At 72.3% G+C, this 24288-nt stretch carries 23 protein-coding genes and 1 tRNA gene; 13 read left to right on the top strand and 11 right to left on the bottom strand.

Annotated elements, in window-relative coordinates:
- Positions 1–43 precede the first annotated feature (43 nt).
- The gene (locus tag AC3RKA_RS01950) at positions 44–1174 is read left to right on the top strand and encodes a VIT1/CCC1 transporter family protein (RefSeq protein ID WP_060774751.1); all 1131 of its coding nucleotides are present in this window, start codon (positions 44–46) and stop codon (positions 1172–1174) included.
- A gap of 178 nt (positions 1175–1352) precedes the next feature.
- Here the strand turns inward: AC3RKA_RS01950 and AC3RKA_RS01945 are convergent, their stop codons facing one another.
- On the bottom strand, positions 1353–2060 hold the full coding sequence (locus tag AC3RKA_RS01945; protein ID WP_002856464.1) for an ABC transporter permease: 708 nt from the start codon (positions 2058–2060) through the stop codon (positions 1353–1355).
- A gap of 46 nt (positions 2061–2106) precedes the next feature.
- Positions 2107–3027: an ABC transporter ATP-binding protein gene (locus tag AC3RKA_RS01940; RefSeq protein WP_227449126.1), complete on the bottom strand. Its 921-nt coding sequence runs from the start codon at positions 3025–3027 to the stop codon at positions 2107–2109.
- Positions 3028–3238: 211 nt separating this feature from the next.
- Between AC3RKA_RS01940 and AC3RKA_RS01935 the strand changes: the two genes are divergently transcribed.
- From AC3RKA_RS01935 to AC3RKA_RS01925, 3 genes are read left to right on the top strand one after another with little or no spacing between them, the layout of a single operon-like run.
- Complete coding sequence (locus AC3RKA_RS01935) at positions 3239–3487, top strand: hypothetical protein (protein ID WP_206395762.1); 249 nt, start codon at positions 3239–3241, stop codon at positions 3485–3487.
- A gap of 40 nt (positions 3488–3527) precedes the next feature.
- Positions 3528–4637 (top strand): sensor histidine kinase, encoded by a 1110-nt coding sequence (locus AC3RKA_RS01930; protein WP_002853771.1) that lies wholly within the window; start codon positions 3528–3530, stop codon positions 4635–4637.
- Entirely contained in the window at positions 4634–5242 is a 609-nt protein-coding gene (locus AC3RKA_RS01925; protein ID WP_002853774.1) for a response regulator transcription factor, read from the top strand. The genes AC3RKA_RS01930 and AC3RKA_RS01925 overlap by 4 nt, the downstream gene beginning before the upstream one ends.
- A 118-nt stretch (positions 5243–5360) precedes the next feature.
- Here the strand turns inward: AC3RKA_RS01925 and sucD are convergent, their stop codons facing one another.
- The 3 genes from sucD to pcrA form a co-directional block, all read right to left on the bottom strand.
- Positions 5361–6281, bottom strand: coding sequence for a succinate--CoA ligase subunit alpha (gene sucD / locus AC3RKA_RS01920; protein WP_489727395.1), 921 nt, complete (start codon positions 6279–6281; stop codon positions 5361–5363).
- 27 nt (positions 6282–6308) lie between these two features.
- Complete coding sequence (gene sucC, locus AC3RKA_RS01915; protein WP_489727394.1) at positions 6309–7478, bottom strand: ADP-forming succinate--CoA ligase subunit beta; 1170 nt, start codon at positions 7476–7478, stop codon at positions 6309–6311.
- Positions 7479–7662: 184 nt separating this feature from the next.
- Positions 7663–10224, bottom strand: a complete 2562-nt coding sequence (gene pcrA, locus AC3RKA_RS01910; RefSeq protein WP_489727393.1) for a DNA helicase PcrA — start codon at positions 10222–10224, stop codon at positions 7663–7665.
- Positions 10225–10475: 251 nt separating this feature from the next.
- Between pcrA and AC3RKA_RS01905 the strand changes: the two genes are divergently transcribed.
- The 3 genes from AC3RKA_RS01905 (at position 10476) to AC3RKA_RS01895 (ending at position 12628) form a co-directional block, all read left to right on the top strand.
- Positions 10476–11657, top strand: coding sequence for an acyltransferase family protein (locus tag AC3RKA_RS01905; RefSeq protein WP_489727392.1), 1182 nt, complete (start codon positions 10476–10478; stop codon positions 11655–11657).
- Between the two features lie 203 nt (positions 11658–11860).
- The gene (locus AC3RKA_RS01900) at positions 11861–12511 is read left to right on the top strand and encodes a hypothetical protein (RefSeq protein ID WP_489727391.1); all 651 of its coding nucleotides are present in this window, start codon (positions 11861–11863) and stop codon (positions 12509–12511) included.
- A 43-nt stretch (positions 12512–12554) separates the two neighbouring features.
- Positions 12555–12628, top strand: a tRNA-Arg gene (locus tag AC3RKA_RS01895).
- 26 nt (positions 12629–12654) lie between these two features.
- Here the strand turns inward: AC3RKA_RS01895 and AC3RKA_RS01890 are convergent.
- The 3 genes from AC3RKA_RS01890 to AC3RKA_RS01880 form a co-directional block, all read right to left on the bottom strand.
- Positions 12655–14523, bottom strand: coding sequence for an ABC transporter ATP-binding protein (locus AC3RKA_RS01890; protein ID WP_489727390.1), 1869 nt, complete (start codon positions 14521–14523; stop codon positions 12655–12657).
- Positions 14524–14599: 76 nt separating this feature from the next.
- The gene (locus AC3RKA_RS01885) at positions 14600–15094 is read right to left on the bottom strand and encodes an HNH endonuclease (RefSeq protein ID WP_002855584.1); all 495 of its coding nucleotides are present in this window, start codon (positions 15092–15094) and stop codon (positions 14600–14602) included.
- A gap of 160 nt (positions 15095–15254) precedes the next feature.
- Positions 15255–15977: a metal-dependent transcriptional regulator gene (locus AC3RKA_RS01880; RefSeq protein ID WP_002855582.1), complete on the bottom strand. Its 723-nt coding sequence runs from the start codon at positions 15975–15977 to the stop codon at positions 15255–15257.
- Between the two features lie 128 nt (positions 15978–16105).
- On the opposite strand from AC3RKA_RS01880, the gene serC reads away from it, so the two are divergent.
- Entirely contained in the window at positions 16106–17233 is a 1128-nt protein-coding gene (gene serC / locus AC3RKA_RS01875) for a phosphoserine transaminase (RefSeq protein ID WP_049159886.1), read from the top strand.
- A gap of 6 nt (positions 17234–17239) precedes the next feature.
- Here the strand turns inward: serC and AC3RKA_RS01870 are convergent, their stop codons facing one another.
- Positions 17240–17737: a DUF3027 domain-containing protein gene (locus tag AC3RKA_RS01870; protein WP_049159883.1), complete on the bottom strand. Its 498-nt coding sequence runs from the start codon at positions 17735–17737 to the stop codon at positions 17240–17242.
- A 3-nt stretch (positions 17738–17740) separates the two neighbouring features.
- A complete protein-coding gene (locus AC3RKA_RS01865; RefSeq protein ID WP_010079414.1) occupies positions 17741–18124 on the bottom strand; it encodes a cold-shock protein in 384 nt (127 codons plus the stop codon).
- A 211-nt stretch (positions 18125–18335) separates the two neighbouring features.
- Here AC3RKA_RS01865 and AC3RKA_RS01860 point away from each other — a divergent pair, with 211 nt between their 5' ends.
- The 5 genes from AC3RKA_RS01860 (at position 18336) to AC3RKA_RS01840 (ending at position 22526) form a co-directional block, all read left to right on the top strand.
- Entirely contained in the window at positions 18336–18587 is a 252-nt protein-coding gene (locus AC3RKA_RS01860) for a hypothetical protein (protein ID WP_002855567.1), read from the top strand.
- Between the two features lie 78 nt (positions 18588–18665).
- Positions 18666–19373: a response regulator transcription factor gene (locus tag AC3RKA_RS01855; protein WP_002855565.1), complete on the top strand. Its 708-nt coding sequence runs from the start codon at positions 18666–18668 to the stop codon at positions 19371–19373.
- 1 nt (position 19374) lies between these two features.
- Positions 19375–21180 (top strand): sensor histidine kinase, encoded by a 1806-nt coding sequence (locus AC3RKA_RS01850; protein WP_049159877.1) that lies wholly within the window; start codon positions 19375–19377, stop codon positions 21178–21180.
- Positions 21181–21235: 55 nt separating this feature from the next.
- Positions 21236–21526: a WXG100 family type VII secretion target gene (locus tag AC3RKA_RS01845; RefSeq protein ID WP_010079419.1), complete on the top strand. Its 291-nt coding sequence runs from the start codon at positions 21236–21238 to the stop codon at positions 21524–21526.
- Positions 21527–21593: 67 nt separating this feature from the next.
- On the top strand, positions 21594–22526 hold the full coding sequence (locus AC3RKA_RS01840; protein ID WP_049159874.1) for a DUF4031 domain-containing protein: 933 nt from the start codon (positions 21594–21596) through the stop codon (positions 22524–22526).
- Between the two features lie 110 nt (positions 22527–22636).
- Here the strand turns inward: AC3RKA_RS01840 and groL are convergent, their stop codons facing one another.
- Positions 22637–24268: a chaperonin GroEL gene (groL, locus tag AC3RKA_RS01835; protein ID WP_336265289.1), complete on the bottom strand. Its 1632-nt coding sequence runs from the start codon at positions 24266–24268 to the stop codon at positions 22637–22639.
- Positions 24269–24288 lie beyond the last annotated feature (20 nt).

Genomic DNA, 24288 nt, shown 5'->3' with positions numbered 1-24288 from the left:
CGACGGCGCCGCCCGTCCCCGCCCGCCCATCCGATGGAGCCCCATGAGCCCCGCCCACACCGCCACGCCTGCGGCACGCCCCGAGCCGACCCGCGAACAGGTCCGACGCTGGCGCCGCTACCTCGCCGACGAGATCGCCGAGGGCCAGATCTACCGCGACATCGCCGCCCGCAAGGACGGCGTGGAGCGCGACATCCTGCTCGGCCTCGCCGAGGCCGAGCGCCGCCATGAGCAGCACTGGCGGATTCTCCTGGGCGAGCACGCCGAGAACCCCCCGCGCCCCTCCTTCCGTCGCATCCTGCTGCGCTGGCTCGCACGGATCTTCGGCTCCGTGTTCGTGCTGGCCCTGGCCCAGCGCGCCGAGTCGGACACCCCCTACGCGAAGGACCAGGACGCCCCCGAGGGCATGGCGGCGGACGAGGCCATCCACGAGGAGGTCGTGCGGGGCCTCGCCGCCCGGGGTCGCGAACAGCTGGCCGGCAACTTCCGCGCCGCCGTCTTCGGCATGAACGACGGGCTGGTCTCCAACCTGGCGCTCGTGATGGGCATCGGCGCGACGGGCGTGGCGCCGTCCGTGGTGCTGTTCACCGGCGTGGCCGGACTGCTCGCGGGCGCGCTGTCCATGGCGGCCGGCGAGTACGTCTCGGTGCGGTCCCAGCGGGAGCTGCTCGAGGCCTCCTCCCCCACCCAGATCACCCTCGAGGCGGCCCAGCACCTGGACCTGGACCACAACGAGCTCACGCTCGTCTACCTGGCCCGCGGCATGACGCCTGAGGACGCCGAGCACCGCGCGCTCGAGCGCCTCGGCTATCTCACGTGCGACTGCAACCCACAGTTCTCCGCCCGTCCCGACGGCTCCCAGGGTCCGGTGGACCACTCGGACTCCTTCGCGGAGATCGGCTCGGCGTGGAGCGCCTCCCTGTCCAGCTTCGCGTTCTTCGCCTCCGGCGCGCTCATCCCGATCCTGCCGTACATCTTCGGCATGTCCGGGCTGTGGGCCCTGGGCCTGGCGGCGGCGATGGTGGGCGCGGCCCTGCTCTTCACCGGCGGTGTGGTCGGGCTGCTGTCCGGCTCCTCACCGTTGGCTCGGGGCCTGCGCCAGCTCGCGATCGGATTCGGCGCCGCCGCCGTGACGTACGTGCTGGGCCTGCTCTTCGGCGCGAACGTGGGCTGACGCGGGGAGGGCAGTCTGACGCCCCGGCCACGAGAAGAGCCTCCGGTCCTCTCCGTCCTCTCGGCGACTCGGTTCCTCCAGAGCCCCGAAGAGTGCACCGACAGCGGTGGGCCTGCCCGCTGTCGCAGTGTCGCTCTGCTCCGTGTCATGGGAGCGGAAGGCGGCGGCCATGCGGGCCTCAGGCCCGCGGTTCCCACCGGAAGGTGCTCTTGGCCATGGCGAACGCCGCTACGACGAAGGCCAGGCTCGGCAGCAGCAGGCTGACGGTCTCATGCAGGGCCATGCCGCTCCATCCCTCGACAATCAGTTCGGTCACCGCACCGCCGGGCAGTAGTCGCTTGACTCCAGCGAGCTCCTCGGTCCCGGTGAGGCCGACCCACATTGCTGCCCCGAGGGCGACGACGAACAGGGGCAGCGTGGTCACCTGCGCGTGGTCCGGGGAGTTGGTGAGACCCGCCGTCGCGATGGCTGCGCCCACGAACATCAACTCCAGGACGACGACGGCGGCCACGACGGCCACGACCCCCACCGGAGGGGTGCCGACGACCGACAGGATCGCGACGATGACCCCGGCCTGCACCAGGTTCACCAGCGCGATCGGCAGCACGAGACCGCTCAGGATGGAGGCGTCCTTCGCCGATGTGGAGCGCAGCCGTTTGAGGAACAGGTTCTGGCGGCGGGAGGCCAGGGTGGTCGTCGCTGTGACGTAGGTGCCCATGGCGGTCACGGTGACCAGGATCAGGGCGGCGGCCACTGCCGTCCCTCCGAAGTTCTCCCGATTGAAGATGAGGACCGCGCTGAAGGCGAGAGGGACGAACAACGACGAGGCTGCGACGAGGCGGTTGCGGACGAGTTGTGTCATCTCGCTGCGGGCGATGGCGAACATTGCGGGCTCCTCTTGTGGTGGTCGAGTCAATCGTGAGGACGTGTGATCAGGCGTTCAGGGCGCGGAAGAGGGATTCGAGTCCCTCGGCTCCGACGTTCAGGCCCTCGAGCTCCACATCGCGGGAGCGGGACCACACCAGGAGGCGGTACAGGTCCTCCTGGAGGTTCGTGGTGGGGATGGTGACCGCGCCGCCGGGTGCGGTCGTCGCGTCCTCGAACGGGACGGTGAGCTCACCGTTCAGCCGGAAGCTGATGGTCGAGGGGAAGGCCGAGGTGAGCTCGGCGACTGTCCCCTGCCGATGGATGCGGCCGCTGTGCATGAGCGCGATGCGGTCGGCCCGCTCCTGGGCCTCCTCGAGGTAGTGCGTGGTGAGCAGGATCGTCGCGCCCTCGTCACGCAGCCGGTCCACGACGTGCCAGAGGGCGTCGCGTGCCTCGATGTCCAACCCCGTGGTGGGCTCGTCGAGGAAGATCAGCTCCGGTGAGCCGAAGATCGCCGTGGCGAAGTCGAGGCGGCGCTTCTCGCCGCCAGAGAGCTGCCCGGTCCGGGTGTCCCGGCGCCGACGGAGGTCCACCAGGTCCAGGACACGGTCGACGTCGTCGTCCCGCCGCGTCAGACGACCGATCAGCGCGAGGGTCTCGCGCACGGTCAGGTCCGGGGCGAACCCGCTCTCCTGGAGCATGATCCCCACCCGACGACGCAGGGTACGGTCGCTCGGGTCCTGCTGGAGGACCCGCACGGAGCCGGCGGTTGGGACCCGGTGGCCCTCCATGACCTCGATGGTGGTGGTCTTCCCGGCACCGTTGGTGCCGAGCAGGCCGAAGAACTCCCCACGTCGGATCTCGAGATCGATCCCGTCGACGGCGGTGAAGTCCCCGTAGTCGACCCTGAGGTCGTGGATCTCGACGATCGTCTGCGTGCGGGAGTCGACGGCGGTGGGGGCGGGGAGAAGCGTCGTGTTTTGCATGTCCCCCACACAACCAACCGGGATCCGCCCCAGACAGTGAGGTCACGTCACTGCGCGGCATGACAGAGTTGGTGCGCAAGCATGACGCTGCGTCACTGGTGCGGGGCGGGCCGGTGACGGAAGGGTGGGTGTCGTTCCGATCCCGCGGCACCCGCGGCGGATCGGGACCACCGAAGAGAACCAACCATCGCCCTGGACACGGGAGGCTCCCATGAAGACCATCCGGACCATCGCATTCATCCTGTTCCTCTGTGCCACCGCGTTCGGCGTCATGTTGACGCTGCACTACCTGCCCATCCCCGATATCCTGCCCTCGGAGATCACCTCCTGGGTCCCCGCACGGGACACCGCCGACGCCACCTGGTTGATCGTCGGCATGGTGGTCGCCGTCGTCGCGACCGCTGTGGGGTTCTCGGCCAGCCACAAGGCCGTCGAGCGAGAGACGCAGGTGATCTCCTGAGGGGCACCCGATCCACGCGCTGACTGAACATGGAGTGCCCATGACCTCCGAGCACACGTCGGAGACGCGAAGGCTGCGCAGCAGGACGAGCTTCGTCCTGCTCGCAGTCTTCGGTGTTGCCGCCATCGTCGCCCTCCTGACGTCCGCTGTGGAGCCGTGGCCCCCTCTCGTCCTGGCACCCGGCCTCATCGCCGGCCTCTGGCTGCTGTCCCAGTGGCACCGGGAGGTGGCTGCTCCGACGCGTTGGGCAGTGCTCGCCCTGGGCACTCTCACCTGGGCGCTCAGCGCCCTCTGGGAGCTGACTCCCCTCGGCGCCCTGGCGTTCGCCCTCGCCGGTGCGCTCGAGGTCATGTGGAGTCGACGCACCCGGGCCGTCATGACCCTGCTGACGCTGACCGTCGGAGCAGCCGTCGGCGTTCTCGTGGTCGTCACAGACCCCCAGGCACTGTGGGTCTATGTCGGCATGGGCGCCCTGCTGACGGGAGCCGCGTGCGTGACCATCCCCGACTCCCGGGCCTCCTTCGACCTCATGCGTCTCCAGGACCAGCGCGCGGAGCAGGAACGGGCAGCCTCTGTCGATGCCGAGCGGCTGCGCTTCTCCCAGGACCTCCACGACATCCAGGGCCACGCACTGCATGTGGTGAAGCTCAAGATCGCCGTCGCCCAGCGACTGCTGTCCACGGACACCGAGGCTGCACGGCGGGAACTCGACGAGGCTCAGCAGACCCTGCGCCAGACCATGGCCGAGACCAAGGCGCTGGCACAGGACGGCCACACTCTGACCCTGCGCGGAGAGCTCGCGAACTCCGTCTCACTGCTCAAGGCCGCAGGCATCACCGTCACCACCGACGACGACGGCGGCCCGCGCACCGAAGAGTTCGAGCATGTGGCCGGCGTCGTGATCCGGGAGGGGACCACCAACATCCTGCGCCACTCCGACGCCCGTCGGGTCGACATCAGCCTTGCCCCCGGGCACGTGGTGATGTCCAATGACGGTGTGCTGGCTGTCCCCGCCGAAGACCACAGGGGAGGGCTGGAGAATCTCCGGTCCCGCCTCGCGGGGGTCGGAGGCCGCCTGGACGTCTCCTGTGGGGACGGACGGTTCACCCTCGGGGCACGATGGGAAGCGGACGAGGAGGAGTCGGTGTGAATGACATCAGGATCGTCCTGGCGGACGACGAGAAGCTCCTGCGCACAGCACTGGCCACTCTGCTGGAGATGGAGGGTGGCATCCGCGTCGAGGAGGTGGCCGCCGACGGCAATGAGGCGGTCGAGGCGGTGCGCCGCATCGATCCCGACATGCTGGTGACGGACATGGAGATGCCCGGTCTGGACGGCGTCGCAGCCGTCGCGACGCTCCGCGAGACCCACCCCGACCTCCCGGTGGTGATGCTCACCCGCCACGCCCGTCCCGGGGTGCTCCGACGGGCGCTGAAGGCCGGCGTCACCGGGTTCGTCACCAAGTCTGCGGAGCCGGAGGAGATCGCCGATGTGATCCGCAGGGTGAACAGCGGGCAGCGATGGATCGATCCGGACACCACGGCCCGGGCGATCTCGGACGACTGTCCCCTCACCGACCGGGAGCTCGACGCCCTGCGTGCCACGGGCGAGGGGTACTCCGTGGCCAGGATCGCGCAGCAGCTGCACCTCGCGGAGGGCACGGTCCGCAACTACCTCTCCAGTGCCATGCAGAAGACCCAGACGTCCACGCGCCATGACGCGGCGCGGTTCGCCCGCCGCCACGAGTGGCTCTGACTCCGCGTCTCCCGTCACCTCACAGGACCTCACCACGACGACGGCCCCTCACCCTGGCGGGTGAGGGGCCGTTCGCTGTGGTCGCCGTGCCGTCAGGCCCGGCGGCCGAGGGTCGGGATCAGGCCTGGGCCTGCAGGATCTCCCGCATGAGCTGAGCGGTCTCGGACGGCGTCTTGCCGACCTTCACGCCCGCGGCCTCGAGGGCCTCCTTCTTGGCCTGCGCGGTGCCGGCGGAGCCGGAGACGATGGCGCCGGCGTGGCCCATGGTCTTGCCCTCCGGGGCGGTGAAGCCGGCCACGTAGCCGACGACCGGCTTGGTGACGTTGGCCTTGATGAACTCGGCCGCACGCTCCTCGGCGTCGCCGCCGATCTCACCGATCATCACGATGGCCTGGGTGTCCGGGTCGGCCTCGAACGCCTCGAGGGCGTCGATGTGGGTGGTGCCGATGACCGGGTCGCCGCCGATGCCGATGGCGGTGGAGAAGCCGAAGTCCTTCAGCTCGTACATCATCTGGTAGGTCAGCGTGCCGGACTTGGACACGAGGCCGATGGGGCCGGTGCCGGTGATGGTGGCCGGGGTGATGCCCGCCAGGGCCTCGCCCGGGGTGATGATGCCGGGGCAGTTCGGGCCGATGATGCGGGTCTTCGGCTTGCCGTCCTCGCCGGTCTTCGACTGGGACAGGGCGAAGAACTTGGCGGAGTCCTGCACCGGGATGCCCTCGGTGATGACCACGAGCAGCGGGATCTCGGCCTCGATGGCCTCGATGGCGGCGTCCTTGGCGAAGGCCGGCGGCACGAAGGCCACGGACACGTCCGCACCGGTCTTCTCCATGGCCTCCTTGACGGTGCCGAAGACGGGCAGCTCGACGGCGTTGCCGTCCTTGTCCTCGTGGGACACGGTGGTGCCGGCCTTGCGGGCGTTCACGCCGCCCACGATGTTCGTGCCGGCCTTGAGCATGAGGCGGGTGTGCTTGGTGCCCTCACCGCCGGTGATGCCCTGGACGATGACCTTGGAGTCCTTGTTCAGGTAGATCGACATAGCTGTTTCCTCAGTCTTTCCGAACGGTCAGTTCGCGGAGTGGGCGAGCTCGGCGGCCTTGTCGGCGCCCTCGTCCATGGTGGCGGCCAGGGTGACGAGCGGGTGGTTCGCCTCCTGCAGGATGCGGCGGCCCTCCTCCACGGCGTTGCCGTCCAGACGCACGACCAGCGGCTTGGTGGCGGTGTCGCCCAGGATCTCGAGGGCCTTGACGATGCCGTTCGCGACCTGGTCGCACGCGGTGATGCCGCCGAAGACGTTCACGAACACGGACTTGACCTGCTCGTCGCCCAGGATGACGTCGAGGCCGTTGGCCATGACCTCGGCATTGGCGCCGCCGCCGATGTCCAGGAAGTTGGCCGGCTTCACGCCGCCGTGCTGCTCGCCGGCGTACGCGACGACGTCGAGGGTGGACATCACGAGGCCGGCGCCGTTGCCGATCACGCCGACCTGGCCGTCCAGCTTCACGTAGTTGAGGTCGTTGGCCTTGGCCTTGGCCTCCAGCGGGTCCTCGGTGCGCTCGTCGACGAGGGCGGCGTGGCCCTCATGGCGGAACTGCGCGTTGTCGTCGAGGGAGACCTTGCCGTCCAGGGCGAGGATCTTGCCGTCGCCGGTCTTCACCAGCGGGTTGACCTCGACGAGGGTGGCGTCCTCCTTCTCGAAGACCTCCCAGAGCTTCTGGATGACCTCGGCGACGTCGGCGCGCAGCTCCTCGGGGAAGCCCGCCTCGGCGACGATCTTCTGGGCGGTCTCGGCGTCGATGCCGGTCAGCGCGGAAACGGGCACCTTGGCGAGGGCCTCGGGGCGCTCCTCGGCGAGCTGCTCGATGTCCATGCCGCCCTCGACCGAGCACATGGCCAGGTAGGTGCGGTTGGCGCGGTCCAGCAGCACGGAGAAGTAGTACTCCTCGGCGATGTCGGCGCCCTGGGCGATCATGACCTGGTGCACGGTGTGGCCCTTGATGTCCATCCCCAGGATGGCCTTGGCGTGCTCGTAGGCCTCGTCGGCCGTCTTGGCGACCTTCACGCCGCCGGCCTTGCCGCGGCCGCCGACCTTCACCTGTGCCTTGACGACGGTGACGCCGCCGATCTTCTCCGCGGCCGCCTTGGCCTCGTCCGGGGTCTGCGCAACGATGCCGGCCAGCACGGGGACGCCGTGCGCCTCGAACAGATCGCGCGCCTGGTACTCATACAGGTCCACGGTGGTGTGTCCTTCTTGGTCGAAGACAGGGTCTGCCGGCCTCGCCCGCGGGCGCGGCCGACGTCGACGCCCCCTCCGTGGCCGGGCCGGGCACGGGGGCACAGCAGGGCGGCGGACGGCGGCGTTCCACGGCTCACTCTAGTCCACACCCCGGGGCGACCGGGGGGTCGGCGGGCCGGTCCCGTCAGCCCTCGACCTTCGTCAGCGGGGCGTAGCGCAGCAGCAGCCGCTTCTGCGCCCCGGTGGTGTCGAAGGTGACGGTCGCGACGGTCTTGTCCCCCGCGCCCGCGACGGCGTCCACGCGCCCCTCGCCGAAGGTCGCGTGGGAGACGCGGTCGCCCGGGCTGAGCGCCACGATCTCCTTCTGCGGCTGCACCCGGCTCGGCGCCTTCCCGCGCACCACGGCGGAGGGCACCGTGAGGTCCGCCGGCTCGTCCCCGCGGGTGAGGCGCTGGGGCCGCGCGCCGTCGTCGTCCCGGGACCGCCAGGCCGGCCGACCGCCCCCGAACCGCCCCGCGTAGCGCGAGGTGCCGGCGCCGGTCAGGCTCAACGAGCCGGCCGAGCGGGTGGTGCCCTCCCGCTCCCAGTCGATGAGCGCCTCCGGGATCTCCCCGAGGAACTGGCTGGGCGGGTTGAACTGGTGCTGGCCCCACAGCGAGCGTGCCTCGGCGCGCGTCAGGAACAGGCGACGGCGGGCGCGTGTCAGGCCCACGTACGCCAGGCGACGCTCCTCCGCAAGCTCCTTCTCGTCCGTCATCGAGCGGGCATGCGGGAACACCCCGTGCTCCATGCCCGTCAGGAACACCACGGGGAACTCGAGGCCCTTGGCGGTGTGCAGCGTCATGAGCGTGACCTGGCCCTGCTGCTCCGCGAGCGCCTCGCCCTCCACGTCCGGGGCCGTGGGCAGCTGGTCCGCGTCCGCCACGAGCGCCACCTGCTCGAGGAAGTCGGACAGGGTGCCGTCCGGGTGCGTCGTCTCGAAGGAGCGGACGACGGCGACGAGCTCACCGAGGTTGTCCGCGCGGGACTCGTCCTGCAGGTCCTCGGACTCGCGCAGCGCTGCGAGCATGCCGGACTGCTCGAGCACCGCCTCCAGGACGGTGGCCGGGCCGGCGGACTCGGCGACCTGGCCGAGGTCGTCCATCATCTGCACGAAGCCCTTGACGGCCTTGAGCGAGCGGGCGGCCATGCCGGGGGCGTTCTCGGCGTCGCGCAGGGCCGCGGAGAACGTGGAGCGGCTGCGCTCGGCCCACGCGGCGACGGCGCCCTCGGCCCGGTCCCCGATGCCCCGTTTGGGCTCGTTGAGGATGCGGCGCACGTTGACGTCGTCGTCGGGGTTGACGATCACCCGCAGATAGGCGAGCGCGTCCTTGATCTCCTTGCGGTCGTAGAAGCGCGTGCCGCCGATGACCCTGTACGGGATGCCGCGCGTCACCAGCCGCTCCTCGAGCGCACGGGACTGCGCGTTGGTCCGGTAGAACACGGCGACGTCGGCCGGGCGGATCCCTTCCTCGTCCTGCAGCCGGTCGATGGTGCTGGCGATCCACTCCGCCTCGGCGGACTCGTTCTCCGCGGCGTAGCCGACGATCGCCGGGCCCTCCCCCTCGGCCGTCCACAGGCGCTTGGGACGGCGGTCAGGGTTGCGCTCGATCACCGCGTTGGCGGCGTCCAGGATGGTCTGCGTGGAGCGGTAGTTCTGCTCGAGCTTGATGGTGACGGCGTCCGTGAAGTCCTGCTCGAACTCGACGATGTTGCGGATGTCCGCGCCGCGGAACGCGTAGATGGACTGGTCCGAGTCGCCGACGACTGTCAGCTCGCCGCCGGGGGTCTCCACGCCCTCGGGGTCGCCCGCCGGGCCGGCGAGGAGCCGGATCAGGCGGTACTGGGCGTGGTTGGTGTCCTGGTACTCGTCCACGAGGACGTGGCGGAACCGGCGGCGGTAGTTGTCCAGCACGCGCGGGAACGCCTCGAACATGTGGACCGTCATGCCGATCAGGTCGTCGAAGTCCAGGGCGTTGGCCTGGCGCAGGCGGGCCGTGTAGTCCCGGTAGACGGCGGCGACGGCGCGGCCCCACGGGTCCCCCTCGGCCACGGTGGCGGCGTAGTCCTCCGCCTCCACGAGCTCGTTCTTCAGGGAGCTGATGCGGTTCAGCAAGGCCTTGGGCGCGAAGCGCTTCGGGTCCAGCTCGTGCTGCTTGGCGACGGTGGTGACCAGGCGCAGGCTGTCCGCCGAGTCGTAGATGGTGAACGTGGACTTCAGCCCGATGTTGGCGGCCTCGTTGCGCAGCAGCCGCACGGCGGAGGAGTGGAACGTGGAGATCCACATCCGCTGGGCGGTGGGGCCGATCAGCCCGGCCACGCGCTCGCGCATCTCCGCGGCGGCCTTGTTCGTGAAGGTGATGGCGAGGATCTCGTGCGGCCGCGCCCGGCCGGTGGCGAGCAGCCACGCGATGCGGTGGGTCAGCACCCGGGTCTTGCCCGAGCCGGCGCCCGCCACGATCAGCAGGGGCGCCCCCGTGTGGGTCACCGCGGCTGCCTGCTGCGGGTTGAGCCCCGCCACGAGCGACTCGGGAGTGTGCGTCGGCGCGGCCGGCCGGGCGTCCTGGCCCCAGGCCTCGGGGTCCGCGGCCGCGCGCGTGACGGCCGGGGGCACGAGCCCGGGCAGGGCGGTCTCCGGGTCCGCCGGGCGGCGGGTGCGGTCGAGGTTCAGGGGCGTGCGTCCGAGCGCGGAGAAGAGGTCAGCCATGGCGGACCCAGTCTAGGCGTGGCCCCGGACGCGACAGCGGGCGCCGCCGTCGTCTCCCCTGCCCCGCCCTACCCGTCCGCACTTTCGAACGTGATGTGGGGCCTATCTCGCGTTCGAAAGTCCCCATGAGCCCGATTTCACGTTCGAAAACCGGCGGGAATCGACCGGCCCGCTATGGTCTTCTGGGCGTTCCGCGCGATGTGGCGGCGGAGCCCCCTTCCCCCGCCCCGCCACGCCACCCCGGAGCCGCCATGTCCACCACTCCGACCCCGCCCGTGTCCCACGGGTCCACCCCCAGCCGGATGACCTGGATGGACGCGATGCGAGGATTCGCCGTACTGCTGGTGATGTTCACCCACACCTACACGATGCCGCAGGGACTCGACGCGGCCTTCAGCTCCGTGGCGTTCGCGAACGTGGCGCAGGTGTTCCAGTCGTGGCGGATGCCGATGCTCATGTTCCTGTCCGGCGTCCTGCTGCCCCGCTCGGTGTCCAAGCCGCTGGGCACGTACTACCGCGGCAAGGCGGAGCGGATCCTGTGGCCGTTCCTCGTCTGGATGGTCGTCCTGGCGCTGGCCACGGGCGGGCCCGGATCCCTGCTGTCCATCGAGTTCTGGCGCGGCGGCGCGTGGCACCTGTGGTTCCTGTGGGTGCTCATGCTCTGCTACCTCATCGGCCCGGTGATCCGTCGCGTCCCGGCGCTGGTGGTCGCCGTCGTCCTGTTCGTCCTGCTCCTCGAGTTCGTCAGCGGCCCCCGCCACTGGGTGCGCCCTCTGTACTGGGGCGTGTACTTCTTCCTCGGTGCCGCCTCCGCGCGACTGCTCCCCCGGATCCGCACGGCGCCCGCCGCCCTGGGCGTGATCGCGGTGATCCTCATGGTGCTCACCGTGACGGCCACGCGCACCGGCGCGCTCGTGGTGGCGGAGCGCCAGCCCTGGTCCGTGTTCGCCGCGCTGCCGGGGATCCTCGTGGTGCTGTGGCTCGGCCCGCGCCTGCCCCGCCTGCCGTTCCTCGAGTTCTGCGGCCGCCGCTCGATGGTCCTCTACGTCGCCCACATGCCGGTGCTGATCCTGGCGGTGGCGGCCTTCCGCGACCTCGCCGCGGTCCGCCCGGTCGACTTCTACGTGGCCATCGCGTCGTTCACGTTCCTCGTCCCGCTCGCCCTCGCGCTCGGCTACCGACGGGTGCGCTGGCTCTTCGAATTCCCGACGGCGGGACGCGTCCGGGCGCGGCCACGCACCCGGGTCTCGGCGTCGGAGGCGGCGGACGCCGTGCCGGCACAGACCGCCGAGCCCGCCCCGACGACGGCGCCCCTGTCGGTCGTCGAGCCGGCGTCCGAGCCGCAGCCCACCGCGGGGCCGGCCCCGGCCACCGAGCCGGCGGCCGACGCACCCGTCCGGGTCCCCCGCCCGCGGCCCCGCCACGCGGACTGAGCCGCCCCCGACTCGACCCCGCCCCCCACCCCACCCCACCCCACCCCACCCGCACTTTCGAACGTGATGTGGGGCCTATCTCGCGTTCGAAAGTCCCCATGACCCCCATTTCACGTTCGAAAGTGGGAAGGGCTGGACGCGCTGGGCGGCGCGGGGCCGGACCGGCTCGGCCGGTCTGGGAGGATGGACCGCGGAGGTGCCCCGTGTCCCAGAAGTCCCGCAAGTCCCGTCCGCGTCCGTCGCGGCCCGCCGCGCGCCCGGTCGCCGAGTCCCCGCGCTCCCGCCCCACGCTGCGGGACGTCAACGTCCGGGAGGACCTCGCCACGGCCGCTGAGCGCGAGGGCAGCCCCGCGATCCCGGTCAGCGCGCTGATCGTGACCACCCTGCTCGTGGGCGCGTACCTCCATCTGCTGGTGCTGCAGCAGATGACCCAGCTCAGCGGCGGCCTGGCGATGCCGGACTCCCTGCTGTTCTACGGGCAGGACCACATCCGCGCGCTCTCCGCGGTCATGGACGAGGACGCCCGCGGCCAGCTGAACTGGGTGCACAAGACGGCCGGCGTGATCTTCCCGATCGCCGTGGCGCTGACGGTCACCGCGGTCGGCGCGTGGCGCCTGCGTCCCGCCGAGGCCAAGTGGGTCGTCTTCGGGCTGGGCGTGCTGTTCGCGGTCGTGGACATCTGCGAGAACATCGCGATCGAGCAGGCCATCGCCGCCGGCGGCCCGGGCGCCGGCCTGGCCGCCGCCCTGACGCTGACCCGCTGGGTCCTGCTCGCGCTGCTCACGCTGGCGGTGGCCGTGATGCTGTGGGCCGGGCGGCGCCGTCGTCGTGGTCCCGCCGCGCGGGAGGCCTGAGGGGCTCGGCTAGACTCGCTCACCGGACCGACGCACGGTCCGCGCCCCAGTAGCTCAGTTGGATAGAGCGACCCTCTCCTAAAGGGTAGGCCGTCGGTTCGATTCCGGCCTGGGGCACCTGGGCGGCCAGTCCGGCCGCCGCCTCATTCCGCGTCGGCGAACTGCGTGGTGTAGAGCTCCGCATACCGCCCGCCCGCCGCGAGCAGCTCTGCGTGCGTGCCGCGCTCCACGATCCGCCCGGCCTCGACCACGAGGATCTCGTCCGCGCTGCGCACGGTGGAGAGCCGGTGCGCGATCACGATCGCGGTCCGCCCGGCCAGCGCCTCCCCCAGCGCCTCCTGGATGGCCCGCTCGTTGGTGGAGTCCAGCGCCGCCGTCGCCTCGTCCAGCACCACGACGCGCGGGGCCGCCAGCAGCAGCCGTGCGATCGTCATCCGCTGCCGCTCGCCGCCGGAGAGGCGGTAGCCGCGCTCGCCGACCACGGTGTCCAGCCCGTCCGGCAGCGCCTCGACCACGGGGCGCAGGCGGGCCCGCTCGACGGCGTCCCACAGCTGCTCGTCCGTCGCGTCGGGGCGGGCCAGCGTCAGGTTGGCGCGCACGGTCTCGTGGAAGAGGTGGCCGTCCTGGGTCACCATGCCCACGGCCCGCTGCAGGTCCGCGAACGCGAGGTCCCGCACGTCCACACCGCCGATCTCGACGGCGCCGGAGGTGACGTCGTGCAGGCGCGTGACGAGCGAGGCGATGGTGGACTTGCCCGCACCCGAGGAGCCCACGAGGGCCACGGTGGCCCCGGCGGGCACGGCCACGTCGATCCCGTGCAGCACCTCCTCGCCGCCGCGCGTGTCCAGCACGGCGACCTCCTCGAGGGAGGCCAGGGACACCTGCTCCGCGGTGGGGTAGGCGAAGCGCACGTCCCGCAGCCGCACGGACAGGGGCCCCTCCGGCAGGGCCGCGGGCCGCGCGGGCTCCGTGATGAGCGGCTCCAGGTCCAGGACCTCGAACACGCGCTCGAAGCTCACGAGCGCGCTCATGATCTCCACGCGGGCGTTCGCCAGCGCGGTCAGGGGCGCGTACAGCCGGGTCAGCAGGAGGGCGAGGGTGACGACATCGCCGGCGTCGAGGGTGCCCGCGATCGCCTGGAGACCGCCCACGCCGTACACGGCCGCGAGCGCGAGCGCGGAGACCAGGGTGAGCAGCGTGGTGAAGACGGCCTGGCGCACGGAGATGTCCACGCCGGTGGCGCGCACGCGGTCCGCGCGGCGGGCGAACTCGGCGGACTCGGCGGCGGGACGGCCGAAGAGCTTGATCAGGGTGGCACCGGGAGCGGAGAACCGCTCGGTCATCTGGTCGCCCATCGCCGCGTTGTGCCCGGCCCGTTCGCGGGACAGGCCCGCCAGCTTCGAGCCGACCGCCCGGGCCGGCACCAGGAACAGCGGCAGCATCACGAGGGACAGGACGGTGACCTGCCAGCTGGTGGCCACCATCACGCCCAGGGTCAGCGCGACGGACACCACGTTCGCGACGACGCCGGAGAGCGTCCGCGAGATCGCCGACTGCGCCCCGATCACGTCGTTGTTCAGGCGCGAGACGAGCGCGCCGGTGCGGGTGCGCTGGAAGAACGCCACGGGCATGCGCTGCACGTGGTCGAACACGGCGGTGCGCAGGTCGTAGATGACCCGCTCCCCCAGCCCGGAGGAGAGCCACTTGGTGAACACGGACAGGGCCGCGTCGAGCACCGCCACGAGGGCGATCAGCAGGGCCAGCCGCACCACGAGCCCGCGGTCCGCACCGCCGGTGATCGCGTTGACGACGTCGCCGGCCAGCACGGGCGAGGCCACGCCGAGCACCGCGCCCACGATGGACGCCGCGACGAACACGATCAGGCGGGTGCGGTACCGGCCCGCGAACGCGATGGTCCGGCGCACCGTGCCGCGGGCGAGGCTCTGCTGGGCGTCGGACTGCCCGTGGGTCATCCGCATCATGGACATCCGTGCCGCTGACTCCATGCTCATGGGCCCCTCCGCTCTCTCGACCGTTCGAGAGTCTAGGAACCGCCGGGGACGGGCGGGCGCGATTCCGCTTCCGGCGTCAGGCCGCCAGGCGCAGGTAGTCCCGCCACGCCTCGGCGGGCCGCTCCAGCTCGCGGATCCGCCACTGGGCCCCGCGCGGGCGCACCGGCTCCACCCGCAGCCGCCAGCCCAGGGCCTCGAGTGAGCGGTCCGCCTTGGCCCCGTTGCAGCGCAGGCAGCAGGCCACGAGGTTCTCCCACGTGTTCTCGCCGCCCCGCGAGCGCGGCCGCACGTGGTCCACGGTGGTGGCGTGGGCGCCGCAGTAGGCGCAGCGGTGTCCGTCCCGGCGCAGCACGCCCTTGCGAGAGACCGGGGTCGCGTCCGTGTGGGGCACCCGGATGTACTGGTGCAGCAGGATCACGAGGGGTCGGCCCCACGCGCGGGTGGGGCTGCGCATCGGGTCCCCGGCGTCCTCGAGCACGCTTGCCTTGCCGGTGGCCACGAGCAGCAGCGCTCGGCGGTCGGAGACGACCGAGAGGGGTTCGTAGCCGGCGTTGAGGACGAGTGTGCGCATCGGGGGCCTCGAGAGCGTGGGGACACAGGGGGCGTCGTGTCCCCACGCTAGACGCGGGTGCATCGGCGCGCCGCGTGTCGTCTGCGGTGGCGGAAGAGGTTCACCGGCCCGTCACCGGGCCATCACGCGCCCGTCACGCACGACGGCGGCGCGCCGCGTCTCAGCCGTCGAGGCGCTCGACCCACACGTGTGCGGCCGTGGCCGCGGCCAGCTCGAGGGCCCCGCCGTCCGCGGCCGCGCCGTCCTCCGCCTCGCCCTCGACCCGGATGTACCCGGCGTCGCGGGCGGCCTCGGCCCGCACCACGCGGCCGGGGGTCACGCCGGCGCCGGCCAGCTGGGCCAGCAGGTCGGGGTCGGTCTGCACACCCTCGGCCAGCCCGCGGACGCGGAACCGGCCGGCGGTGGCGGCCTCCTCGGAGAGCCGGGTGCCCGCCAGGCCCATGTCGCGGCTCCAGTCCTCGGCGGAGGCCTGCTCGGGCCGGGGCGGGATCGGGGTGCCGTAGGGGGTCTCGGTGGGGTTCTCCAGCAGCGTGAGCAGGCGACGCTCCACCTGGTCGCTCATCACGTGCTCCCAGCGGCAGGCCTCCTCGTGGACGAGCTCCCACTCGAGGCCGATCACGTCCGCGAGCAGGCGCTCGGCCAGGCGGTGCTTGCGCAGCACGGACACGGCCCGTTCACGGCCCGCCACGGTCAGCTCCAGCCGGCGGTCCATGCCCACGTGCACCAGCCCGTCCCGCTCCATGCGGGCCACGGTCTGGGAGACGGTGGGGCCGGAGTGCTCCAGTCGCTCGACGATGCGGGCGCGCAGCGGGGGGATGCCCTCCTCCTCGAGCTCGAGGATCGTGCGCAGGTACATCTCGGTGGTGTCGATCAGATCCGTCATGGCGCGTCCTCTTCCCTCGGGCTCTTCGTCCCGGACATCCTAGCGAGGCGTGAGTCACGTGGAGGGCCGGTGGTCCCGGGCGCGGGAGAATGGGCACGACCCGCGACCCCGAAGCGTCAGGAGCACGCATGACCTCCCCCGCCGAGATCACCATCCCCCAGGACCTGCTGCCGGCCGACGGCCGCTTCGGCGCCGGCCCGTCCAAGGTCCGCCCCGAGCAGCTGAGCGCGCTCCAGGACGCGGCCGGGCTGCTCGGCACCTCGCACCGCCAGAAGCCGGTCAAGGACCTCGTGGCGCGCGTCCGGTCCGGCGTCGCCGAGCTGTTCTCGGCGCCGGAGGGCTACGAGGTGATCCTCGGCGTCGGCGGCTCCACCGCGTTCTGGGACGCGGCCGCCTTCAGCCTGGTCCGCGAGCGCGCCCAGCATCTGAGCTTCGGCGAGTTCGGCTCGAAGTTCGCCAAGGCCACCGACCAGGCGCCGTTCCTGGCCCCGTCGGACATCCGCACCTCCGAGCCGGGCACCCGCCCCGAGCCGGAGGCCGTGGCCGGGGTCGACGTGTACGCGTGGCCGCACAACGAGACCTCCACCGGTGTCATGGCGCCCGTCGTCCGCCCCGCGGGCATCGACGAGGACGCCCTGGTCGTGGTCGACGCCACCTCGGCCGCGGGTGGCCTGCCGGTGGACGTGTCCGAGGCGGACGTGTACTACTTCGCGCCGCAGAAGAACTTCGCGTCCGACGGCGGCCTGTGGCTCGCGCTGTTCTCCCCGCGGGCCCTGGCGCGGGTCGCGGAGATCAAGGAGTCCGGTCGCTGGATCCCGGCGTTCCTGGACCTCGCCACGGCCGTGGACAACTCCCTCAAGGACCAGACCTACAACACGCCCGCGCTGGCCACGCTCGTCATGCTGGACGCGCAGCTGCGCTGGATGAACGGCCAGGGCGGGCTGGACGCGATGACCGCCCGCACCGCCGACTCCTCCTCGCGCGTGTACGCGTGGGCCGAGGCGTCGTCCTTCGCCACGCCCTATGTGGCCCGGCCGGAGGACCGCTCCGCCGTGATCTGCACCGTCGACTTCTCCGACGACGTCGACGCGGCGGCGGTCGCCCAGGTCCTGCGCGCCAACGGCGTGGTGGACGTGGAGCCCTACCGCAAGCTCGGCCGGAACCAGCTGCGGATCGCGACCTTCGCCGCGACCGAGCCCGAGGACGTCGCGGCGCTGCTGCGCTGCATCGACCACGTGGTCGAGCGCCTGGGCTGAGCCGGGTCAGCCGCGGGCCGCGGCCTCGGGCGTCCCGTCCCCCTCGGCGTCGGGCGCCGGGGCGCCGGGCACGCGGCCCTCGGCCACGGCCTTCAGCCGCTCGCGCTCCTCCTCGTTCACGCGCTCGGCGTACGGCACCCACGGGGGTGCCACGAGCGAGCCCTCCCCCGCCATGAGGCCGGTCTCGCACACGGTGACCTGCTTGGCACGCGGGGCTCGGGCGATCGTCACGTACCAGAGCCAGCCCGCGTAGCCGGGCAGGCGGCACGCGAAGCGGTGGGTCAGGAGGCGGTCGTCGTCCACGAGCACGTCCACGTGCTCCCCCACCTCGTCCGGGGCGGCCAGCCCGGCCAGCCCGGCGCGGGCGGTGTCCACGTCGGCGGCGAGCAGCTCGTCGCGGCGCGGGGCCCGGCGGCGCGCGGGCGGCACGGCCGTCCGCTCCTCGGCGGGCTCGGCGTCGGGGCTCCGGTGGTCGACGCGCGGGGCGTCGTCGTGGGTGGTCATGGCTCAGGCCTCCAGGTCGTCGGCGACACGGCGCAGCACCTGCGCCATCTTCTGCGCCTGGGCGCGCTGGGGGTAGCGGCCGCGGCGCAGGCCGTTGGAGGCCTGGTCCAGCCACGTGATGAGGTCCTCCATGAGGACGGCCATCTCGGTGGCGCCGGGCCGGTGGTTGCGGACCACCGAGGGCGCGGCGTCGAGCACGCGCAGCGAGAGCGCCTGCTTGCCGCGGCGACCCTCGGCCACGCCGAACTCCACGCGGGTGCCTCCGCGCAGCTCGGTCACCCCGGCCGGCAGGGCCGAGGCGGGCACGTGGACCTCCTCGCCCTCGTCCGTCTGGGCGAACCCGAAGCCCTTGGTCGAGTCGTAGAACTTGATGCGTCCGGTGGGCATGTGCGTCACCTGCTCCTCGTCATGCGGGTCCTCCGCGTCGGGCCGGCGCCGCGGGGGCGGCCGTGCTCTCGTCTCGGGTCGGCGGGGTCCGGCACCGGCGTGGCGGTGCGCCGCGGCATCGGTGGGACCAGCCTGGCCGTGCGCCCGGAGGGGACGGCGGAGGACGTGGTCGTCAATGACCTCCCAGGATAGCCCGACTAGAGTGGCAGGCATGCCTCGGACCTCCACCCTCCCCGCCCCCGCGCCCGCCGACCACCGGGGCGGTCGTGGCGTCGTCCTGGTGCTGGGCGTGGCCGTGACGGCGGTGTCGGCCCTGGCCCTGGTGGCCCTGCTGGTCGCGTACTTCCTGGCCTGGCCGGCGTCCCCGGCGCTGTTCGCGCTCGCGCTGTTCGGCCTGCCCGTCGGCTTCGGCCTGATGCTGCTGCACGTGGTGCTGGGCGCCGTCCGGCGCTCGCGCCCCTGAGTCGCCGGGCCGACCACGCCCCGCGACATCCAGCGCCCTTTCAGGGTGTTCCCAGGTCGGAGCGGTTGACTGGGCGCCATGCAGCCTCAGAACCCCGAAGCACGCCTCCTGGTGGTGGACGACGAGCCCAACATCCGCGAGCTGCTCTCCACATCCCTGCGCTACGCCGGCTTCGAGGTCACGGCCGCGGCCAACGGCCGGGAGGCCCTGGACGCCGCCGAGGAGTTCCAGCCGGACCTGGCCGTGCTGGACGTGATGCTCCCGGACATGGACGGCTTCACCGTGACCCGCCGCCTGCGCGCCGCCGGCCGCCACTTCCCCGTCGTGTTCCTCACCGCGCGGGACGGCACCGAGGACAAGATCACCGGCCTGACGGTCGGCGGCGACGACTACGTGACCAAGCCGTTCTCCCTCGACGAGGTGGTCGCCCGCATCCGCGCCGTGCTGCGCCGCACCGCCTCCCTCGACGACGACGCGGCGGTGCTGCGCGTGGACGACCTCGAGCTCGACGACGACGCGCACGAGGTCCGCCGCGGCGGCGAGGTCGTGGAGCTCTCCCCCACCGAGTTCAAGCTGCTGCGCTACCTCATGATGAACCCGAACCGGGTGCTCTCGAAGGCCCAGATCCTGGACCACGTGTGGGAGTACGACTTCAACGGGGACGCCTCGATCGTCGAGTCCTACATCTCCTACCTGCGCCGCAAGATCGACGTCGGCGGCCGCGAGAAGATGATCCACACCAAGCGCGGCGTCGGCTACATGCTCCGCACCGCGGACAAGCGCTGACGTGCGTGCGCGGCTCGACGCCGCGGCGGCCCGCGCCCGCCATCCGCGCGCCTGGCTGAGGGGTGCGTGGCAGGGGCAGTCCCTGCGCACCAAGCTGGTTGTGATGATCGCGGCGCTCATGCTGGGCCTGGTCGCCGTGACCGCCCTGGCGACCGCGGCGCTGTTCCGCCAGGAGGCGGTGCGCCAGCTGGACGAGGACATGGCCGCCAACCGGGACACCGTCTCGATGTACCTGGCCAACGTCGCCCAGACCGGCGAGTACTACATGCCGCAGCTGCCCATCCTGCGCTTCTATGGCGTCGTGTGGGACAACGAGGGCGCGCGGGTCGTCCAGACCCCGGTGATGCTGGACGCGGACGAGCCGGCCCTGCCGGACCTCACTCCGGCCGAGGCCCGCGAGCGCGGCTCCGCCTCCTTCGAGGTGCCCGGCACACAGGCGGACTCGAGCGGCTGGCGCGTGCAGCTGTACGGGCTCAGCAGCGGCGACGGCACCATGGCCGTGGCCCTGCCCCTGCAGAGCGTGACCTCCTCCGTCGAGCGCGTCACCTCGATCGTCGTGACCATCGGCCTGCTCGCGACGGCGGGCACCGTGATCGTGGCCAACCTGGCGGTCCAGCGCGCGTTCCGCACCCTGAACCGCGTGGAGCGCACCGCCGCCAAGATCGCCGCCGGCGACCTGAGCCAGCGCGTGGAGAGCGCGGCACCCGACACCGAGGTGGGCCGGCTCTCCCGCTCCCTCAATGCGATGCTCGCGCACATCGAGTCCGCGTTCCGGGACAAGGAGATCTCCGAGGACAAGATGCGCCGCTTCGTGCAGGACGCCTCCCACGAGCTGCGCACCCCCCTGGTCACCATCCGCGGGTTCTCCGAGCTGTACCGGCACGGCGGGCTGCGCGAGGAGGAGGACGTCGCGGCCGCCATGGAGCGCATCGAGTCCGAGGCCACCCGCATGACCCGCCTCGTGGAGGACCTGCTCACCCTGGCTCGCCTCGACGAGCAGCGCCCCCTCGAGCACGCCCCGGTGGACCTGCTCATCCTCGCGATGGACTCCCTGATGGACGCCTCCGTGAACGCCCCGGACCGCAAGGTCACCCTCGTGGGCCCCGACGACGACCGGGCGGCCCCGGCGCCCATCCTCGGCGACGAGAACCGGATGCGCCAGGTGGTGGTGAACCTCGTGGCCAACGCCCTGCGCTACACCCCCGCCGGCACCCCCATCGAGATCGCGGTCGGCACCGTCGACCACCTCGGCGGCCAGGCCGGGGCGGACGGCGCGGGCCGCAGCTCCGTGATCGAGATCCGTGACCACGGGCCGGGCGTGTCCGAGGAGGACCGCGCCCGCATCTTCGAGCGGTTCTACCGCGCGGACACCTCCCGGCACCGCGAGACGGGCGGCACGGGGCTCGGCCTGGCCATCGTCGCGGCGATCGTGGCCCAGCACGGCGGCTCCGTCCGGCTGCTGGAGACCGAGGGCGGCGGCGCCACCTTCTCCGTCCACCTGCCGTGGGCACCGTTCGAGGACGAGGCGGACGAGGACGTCGAGGACGAGCGCCTGCCCGCACGGGACATCGACGACGACGCGGCCGGTCCGCCCACCGGCCCCCTCGCTCTGACCGCGCCGTCGGGCGCCGGCGCCAGCGCCGCGGACGCCGCCCGGAGCAGCCGCCTGCTGCGCGCGGCGGAGCGGTTCCGTCGCGCCTCGGCCGAGCGCCGCCGTCGGGCGTCTGCTCCTGCACAGGCGCCTCAGGCCGACGCCCCGTCCCCAGGCGAGGACGACCCGGCGGCGGAGCGGGACGCCCGTCCCTAGCGTGGTGCCCGGCGGCGCCCGCCGCCCATCAGCACTCGTCAGAGGGGACAGTCACATGAGCATCGTGCAGATCGACGTCGAGGACCTGCGGGCCAAGAGCGGGGCGGTGGAGGGCTCCATCGGCCGCCTCCAGGCGGAGGTGAGCACCATGGAGGCCAACCTGCGCCAGCTGCAGGACACCTGGCGCGGCCAGGCGGCCGCGAACTTCCAGGGCGTGCTCACCGAGTGGCGCGCCACCCAGCAGCGCGTGGAGGAGTCCCTGGCGGGCATCCGCCGCGCGATGGACGCCGCCGCCACCCAGTACCAGGACGCGGAGACCGCCAACGCCGCGATGTTCCGGTTCTGAGCGCCCGGAACGGACCGGGGTGCGGCCGGCTGGCCGCGCCCCGGTCCGTGCTTCCTAGAGTGGGGGCATGACCGTCCTGATCGACCCGCCCGCGTGGCCCGCCCACGGCACCGTGTTCTCCCACCTCGTCTCCGACACCTCCCTCGAGGAGCTCCACGCGTTCGCACGGGCGGCGGGGCTCTCGGAGCGGGCCTTCGACCGGGACCACTACGACGTGCCCGCGCACCGACGTGCCGAGCTCGTGGCCCGCGGGGCGGTGCCCGTCACCGGACGGGAGCTGGTGCGTCGGCTCGCCGCCTCGGGGCTGCGCGTGCCCGCCCGGAGCCGCGCCGAGAAGCGGGACGTCGTCCTCGCCCGGCGCTGGGCGCGGCTGTTCGAGGGCACGGCGGCGAGCCCGGATGCGGTGACGACGGCGGGACGCGATCTGCTGGCCCGCTGGGCGGAGCCGCATCGGCACTACCACGACCCGGCCCACCTGCTCGCCGTGCTCGAGTCCGTGGACCTGCTCGAGCGGGCGGGGGCGGAGACCGGGCCGGATCCGCGTGCGGTCCGCCTGGCCGCGTGGTTCCACGACGCCGTCTACGCCGGGGACCCCACCGCGCCCGCCGGCCAGGACGAGGCGGACTCGGCCGCCCTGGCCCGGGAGGTGCTCACCGATCCGCGGCTGGCCGTGCCGGCCGACGTCGTCGACGAGGTGGCACGCCTCGTGCTGCTCACCGCGGCCCATGACCCCGCCCCGCACGACGCGGCCGGGGCGGTGCTCTCGGACGCGGACCTCGAGGTCCTCGGCCGCTCCCCCGAGGCCTACGCCCGCTACGCGGCCGCGGTGCGGCGGGACTACGCGCACGTGTCCGACGCGGACTGGGCCCGCGGTCGCGGCGCGGTGCTGGACGCCCTGCTGGACGCCGGGCGGCTGTATCGGACCGCGCCCGGCCGAGCACGCTGGGAGGCCGCCGCCCGCCGCAATCTGGCGGCGGAACGAGCCGCGCTGTCGGCCTGAGCGGGGCGCCCCGGTGCCGGCCCGGGACGCGGCGAGGCCCGCCTCCCCGGACGGGGAGACGGGCCTCGCAGGCTGGGCGCCCGAACGGGTCGGGCCGGCTCAGCGGCTGATCACATCATGCCGCCCATGCCGCCCATCGGGTCCATGCCCTCGGCGCCGGCGGTGGCCTTCTCGGGCTTGTCCGCGACGACGGCCTCGGTGGTCAGGAACAGGCCCGCGATGGACGCGGCGTTCTGCAGGGCCGAGCGGGTCACCTTCACCGGGTCGTTGATGCCGGCGGCCAGCAGGTCCTCGTACTCGCCGGTGGCGGCGTTCAGGCCGTGGCCGTCGTCGAGGGTCTTGACCTTGTCCGCCACGACGCCGGGCTCCAGGCCGGCGTTGAAGGCGATCTGCTTCAGCGGGGCCTCGATGGCGACCTTCACGATGTTCGCGCCGGTGGCCTCGTCGCCCTCGAGCTGCAGGCCGCCGAACGCCTTGGCGCCGGCCTGGATCAGGGCCACGCCGCCGCCGGCGACGATGCCCTCCTCCACCGCGGCCTTGGCGTTGCGCACGGCGTCCTCGATGCGGTGCTTGCGCTCCTTGAGCTCCACCTCGGTGGCCGCGCCGGCCTTGATGACGGCCACGCCGCCGGCCAGCTTGGCGAGGCGCTCCTGCAGCTTCTCGCGATCGTAGTCCGAGTCGGTGTTCTCGATCTCGGAGCGGATCTGGGCCACGCGGCCGGCGATCTGCTCGGCGTCGCCGGCACCCTCCACGATGGTGGTCTCGTCCTTGGTGATGACCACCTTGCGGGCGGTGCCCAGCAGGTCGAGGGTCGCGTTCTCCAGGGACAGGCCCACCTCGGAGGAGATGACCTGGCCGCCGGTGAGGATGGCGATGTCGGCGAGCATGGCCTTGCGGCGGTCACCGAAGCCCGGGGCCTTCACGGCCACGGACTTGAAGGTGCCGCGGATCTTGTTGACCACGAGGGTGGCCAGGGCCTCGCCCTCGACGTCCTCGGCGATGATCAGCAGCGGCTTGCCCGACTGCATGACCTTCTCGAGGATCGCCACCATGTCCTTCACGGAGGAGATCTTCGAGTTGACGATGAGGATGTAGGGATCCTCGAGGACGGCCTCCTGGCGGTCCGCGTCGGTCACGAAGTAGCCGGAGATGTAGCCCTTGTCGAAGCGCATGCCCTCGGTGAGCTCGAGCTCGAGGCCGAAGGTGTTGGACTCTTCGACGGTGATGACGCCCTCCTTGCCGACCTTGTCCAGGGCCTCGGCGATGAGGGAGCCGATCTGCTTGTCCGCGGCGGAGATCGAGGCGGTGGCCGCGATCTGGTCCTTGGTCTCGATCTCGCGGGAGGCGGAGAGCAGCTCGGAGGTGACGGCCTCCACGGCCTTCTCGATGCCGCGCTTCAGGGACAGCGGGTCGGCGCCCGCGGCCACGTTGCGCAGGCCCTCGCGGACCAGCGCCTGGGCCAGCACGGTGGCGGTGGTGGTGCCGTCGCCGGCGACGTCGTCGGTCTTCTTGGCGACCTCCTTGACGAGCTCCGCGCCGATCTTCTCGTACGGGTCCTCGAGCTCGATCTCCTTGGCGATGGAGACGCCGTCGTTGGTGATGGTGGGGGCGCCCCACTTCTTCTCCAGCACCACGTTGCGGCCGCGGGGGCCGAGGGTCACCTTCACGGCGTCGGCCAGGGTGTTCAGACCCTTCTCCAGGCCGCGGCGGGCCTCTTCGTCGAATGCGATGGTCTTGGCCATGTGCAGGTCCTTTCTGGACG

This window comes from Micrococcus sp. iso_229 (assembly GCF_058072725.1).
The sequence above is the reverse complement of the archived record's forward strand: the minus strand, read 5'-3'. Positions and strand labels throughout refer to the sequence as shown.

Excerpts from the sequence above, each read along its gene's own strand:
- AC3RKA_RS01950 (WP_060774751.1), top strand. The coding sequence starts at position 44 with ATGAGCCCCGCCCACACCGCCACGCCTGCGGCACGCCCCGAGCCGACC.
- AC3RKA_RS01945 (WP_002856464.1), bottom strand. The coding sequence starts at position 2,060 with ATGTTCGCCATCGCCCGCAGCGAGATGACACAACTCGTCCGCAACCGC.
- AC3RKA_RS01940 (WP_227449126.1), bottom strand. The coding sequence starts at position 3,027 with ATGCAAAACACGACGCTTCTCCCCGCCCCCACCGCCGTCGACTCCCGC.
- AC3RKA_RS01935 (WP_206395762.1), top strand. The coding sequence starts at position 3,239 with ATGAAGACCATCCGGACCATCGCATTCATCCTGTTCCTCTGTGCCACC.
- AC3RKA_RS01930 (WP_002853771.1), top strand. The coding sequence starts at position 3,528 with ATGACCTCCGAGCACACGTCGGAGACGCGAAGGCTGCGCAGCAGGACG.
- sucD (WP_489727395.1), bottom strand. The coding sequence starts at position 6,281 with ATGTCGATCTACCTGAACAAGGACTCCAAGGTCATCGTCCAGGGCATC.
- pcrA (WP_489727393.1), bottom strand. The coding sequence starts at position 10,224 with ATGGCTGACCTCTTCTCCGCGCTCGGACGCACGCCCCTGAACCTCGAC.
- AC3RKA_RS01905 (WP_489727392.1), top strand. The coding sequence starts at position 10,476 with ATGTCCACCACTCCGACCCCGCCCGTGTCCCACGGGTCCACCCCCAGC.
- AC3RKA_RS01890 (WP_489727390.1), bottom strand. The coding sequence starts at position 14,523 with ATGAGCATGGAGTCAGCGGCACGGATGTCCATGATGCGGATGACCCAC.
- AC3RKA_RS01885 (WP_002855584.1), bottom strand. The coding sequence starts at position 15,094 with ATGCGCACACTCGTCCTCAACGCCGGCTACGAACCCCTCTCGGTCGTC.
- AC3RKA_RS01880 (WP_002855582.1), bottom strand. The coding sequence starts at position 15,977 with ATGACGGATCTGATCGACACCACCGAGATGTACCTGCGCACGATCCTC.
- serC (WP_049159886.1), top strand. The coding sequence starts at position 16,106 with ATGACCTCCCCCGCCGAGATCACCATCCCCCAGGACCTGCTGCCGGCC.
- AC3RKA_RS01870 (WP_049159883.1), bottom strand. The coding sequence starts at position 17,737 with ATGACCACCCACGACGACGCCCCGCGCGTCGACCACCGGAGCCCCGAC.
- AC3RKA_RS01865 (WP_010079414.1), bottom strand. The coding sequence starts at position 18,124 with ATGCCCACCGGACGCATCAAGTTCTACGACTCGACCAAGGGCTTCGGG.
- AC3RKA_RS01860 (WP_002855567.1), top strand. The coding sequence starts at position 18,336 with ATGCCTCGGACCTCCACCCTCCCCGCCCCCGCGCCCGCCGACCACCGG.
- AC3RKA_RS01855 (WP_002855565.1), top strand. The coding sequence starts at position 18,666 with ATGCAGCCTCAGAACCCCGAAGCACGCCTCCTGGTGGTGGACGACGAG.
- AC3RKA_RS01845 (WP_010079419.1), top strand. The coding sequence starts at position 21,236 with ATGAGCATCGTGCAGATCGACGTCGAGGACCTGCGGGCCAAGAGCGGG.
- AC3RKA_RS01840 (WP_049159874.1), top strand. The coding sequence starts at position 21,594 with ATGACCGTCCTGATCGACCCGCCCGCGTGGCCCGCCCACGGCACCGTG.
- groL (WP_336265289.1), bottom strand. The coding sequence starts at position 24,268 with ATGGCCAAGACCATCGCATTCGACGAAGAGGCCCGCCGCGGCCTGGAG.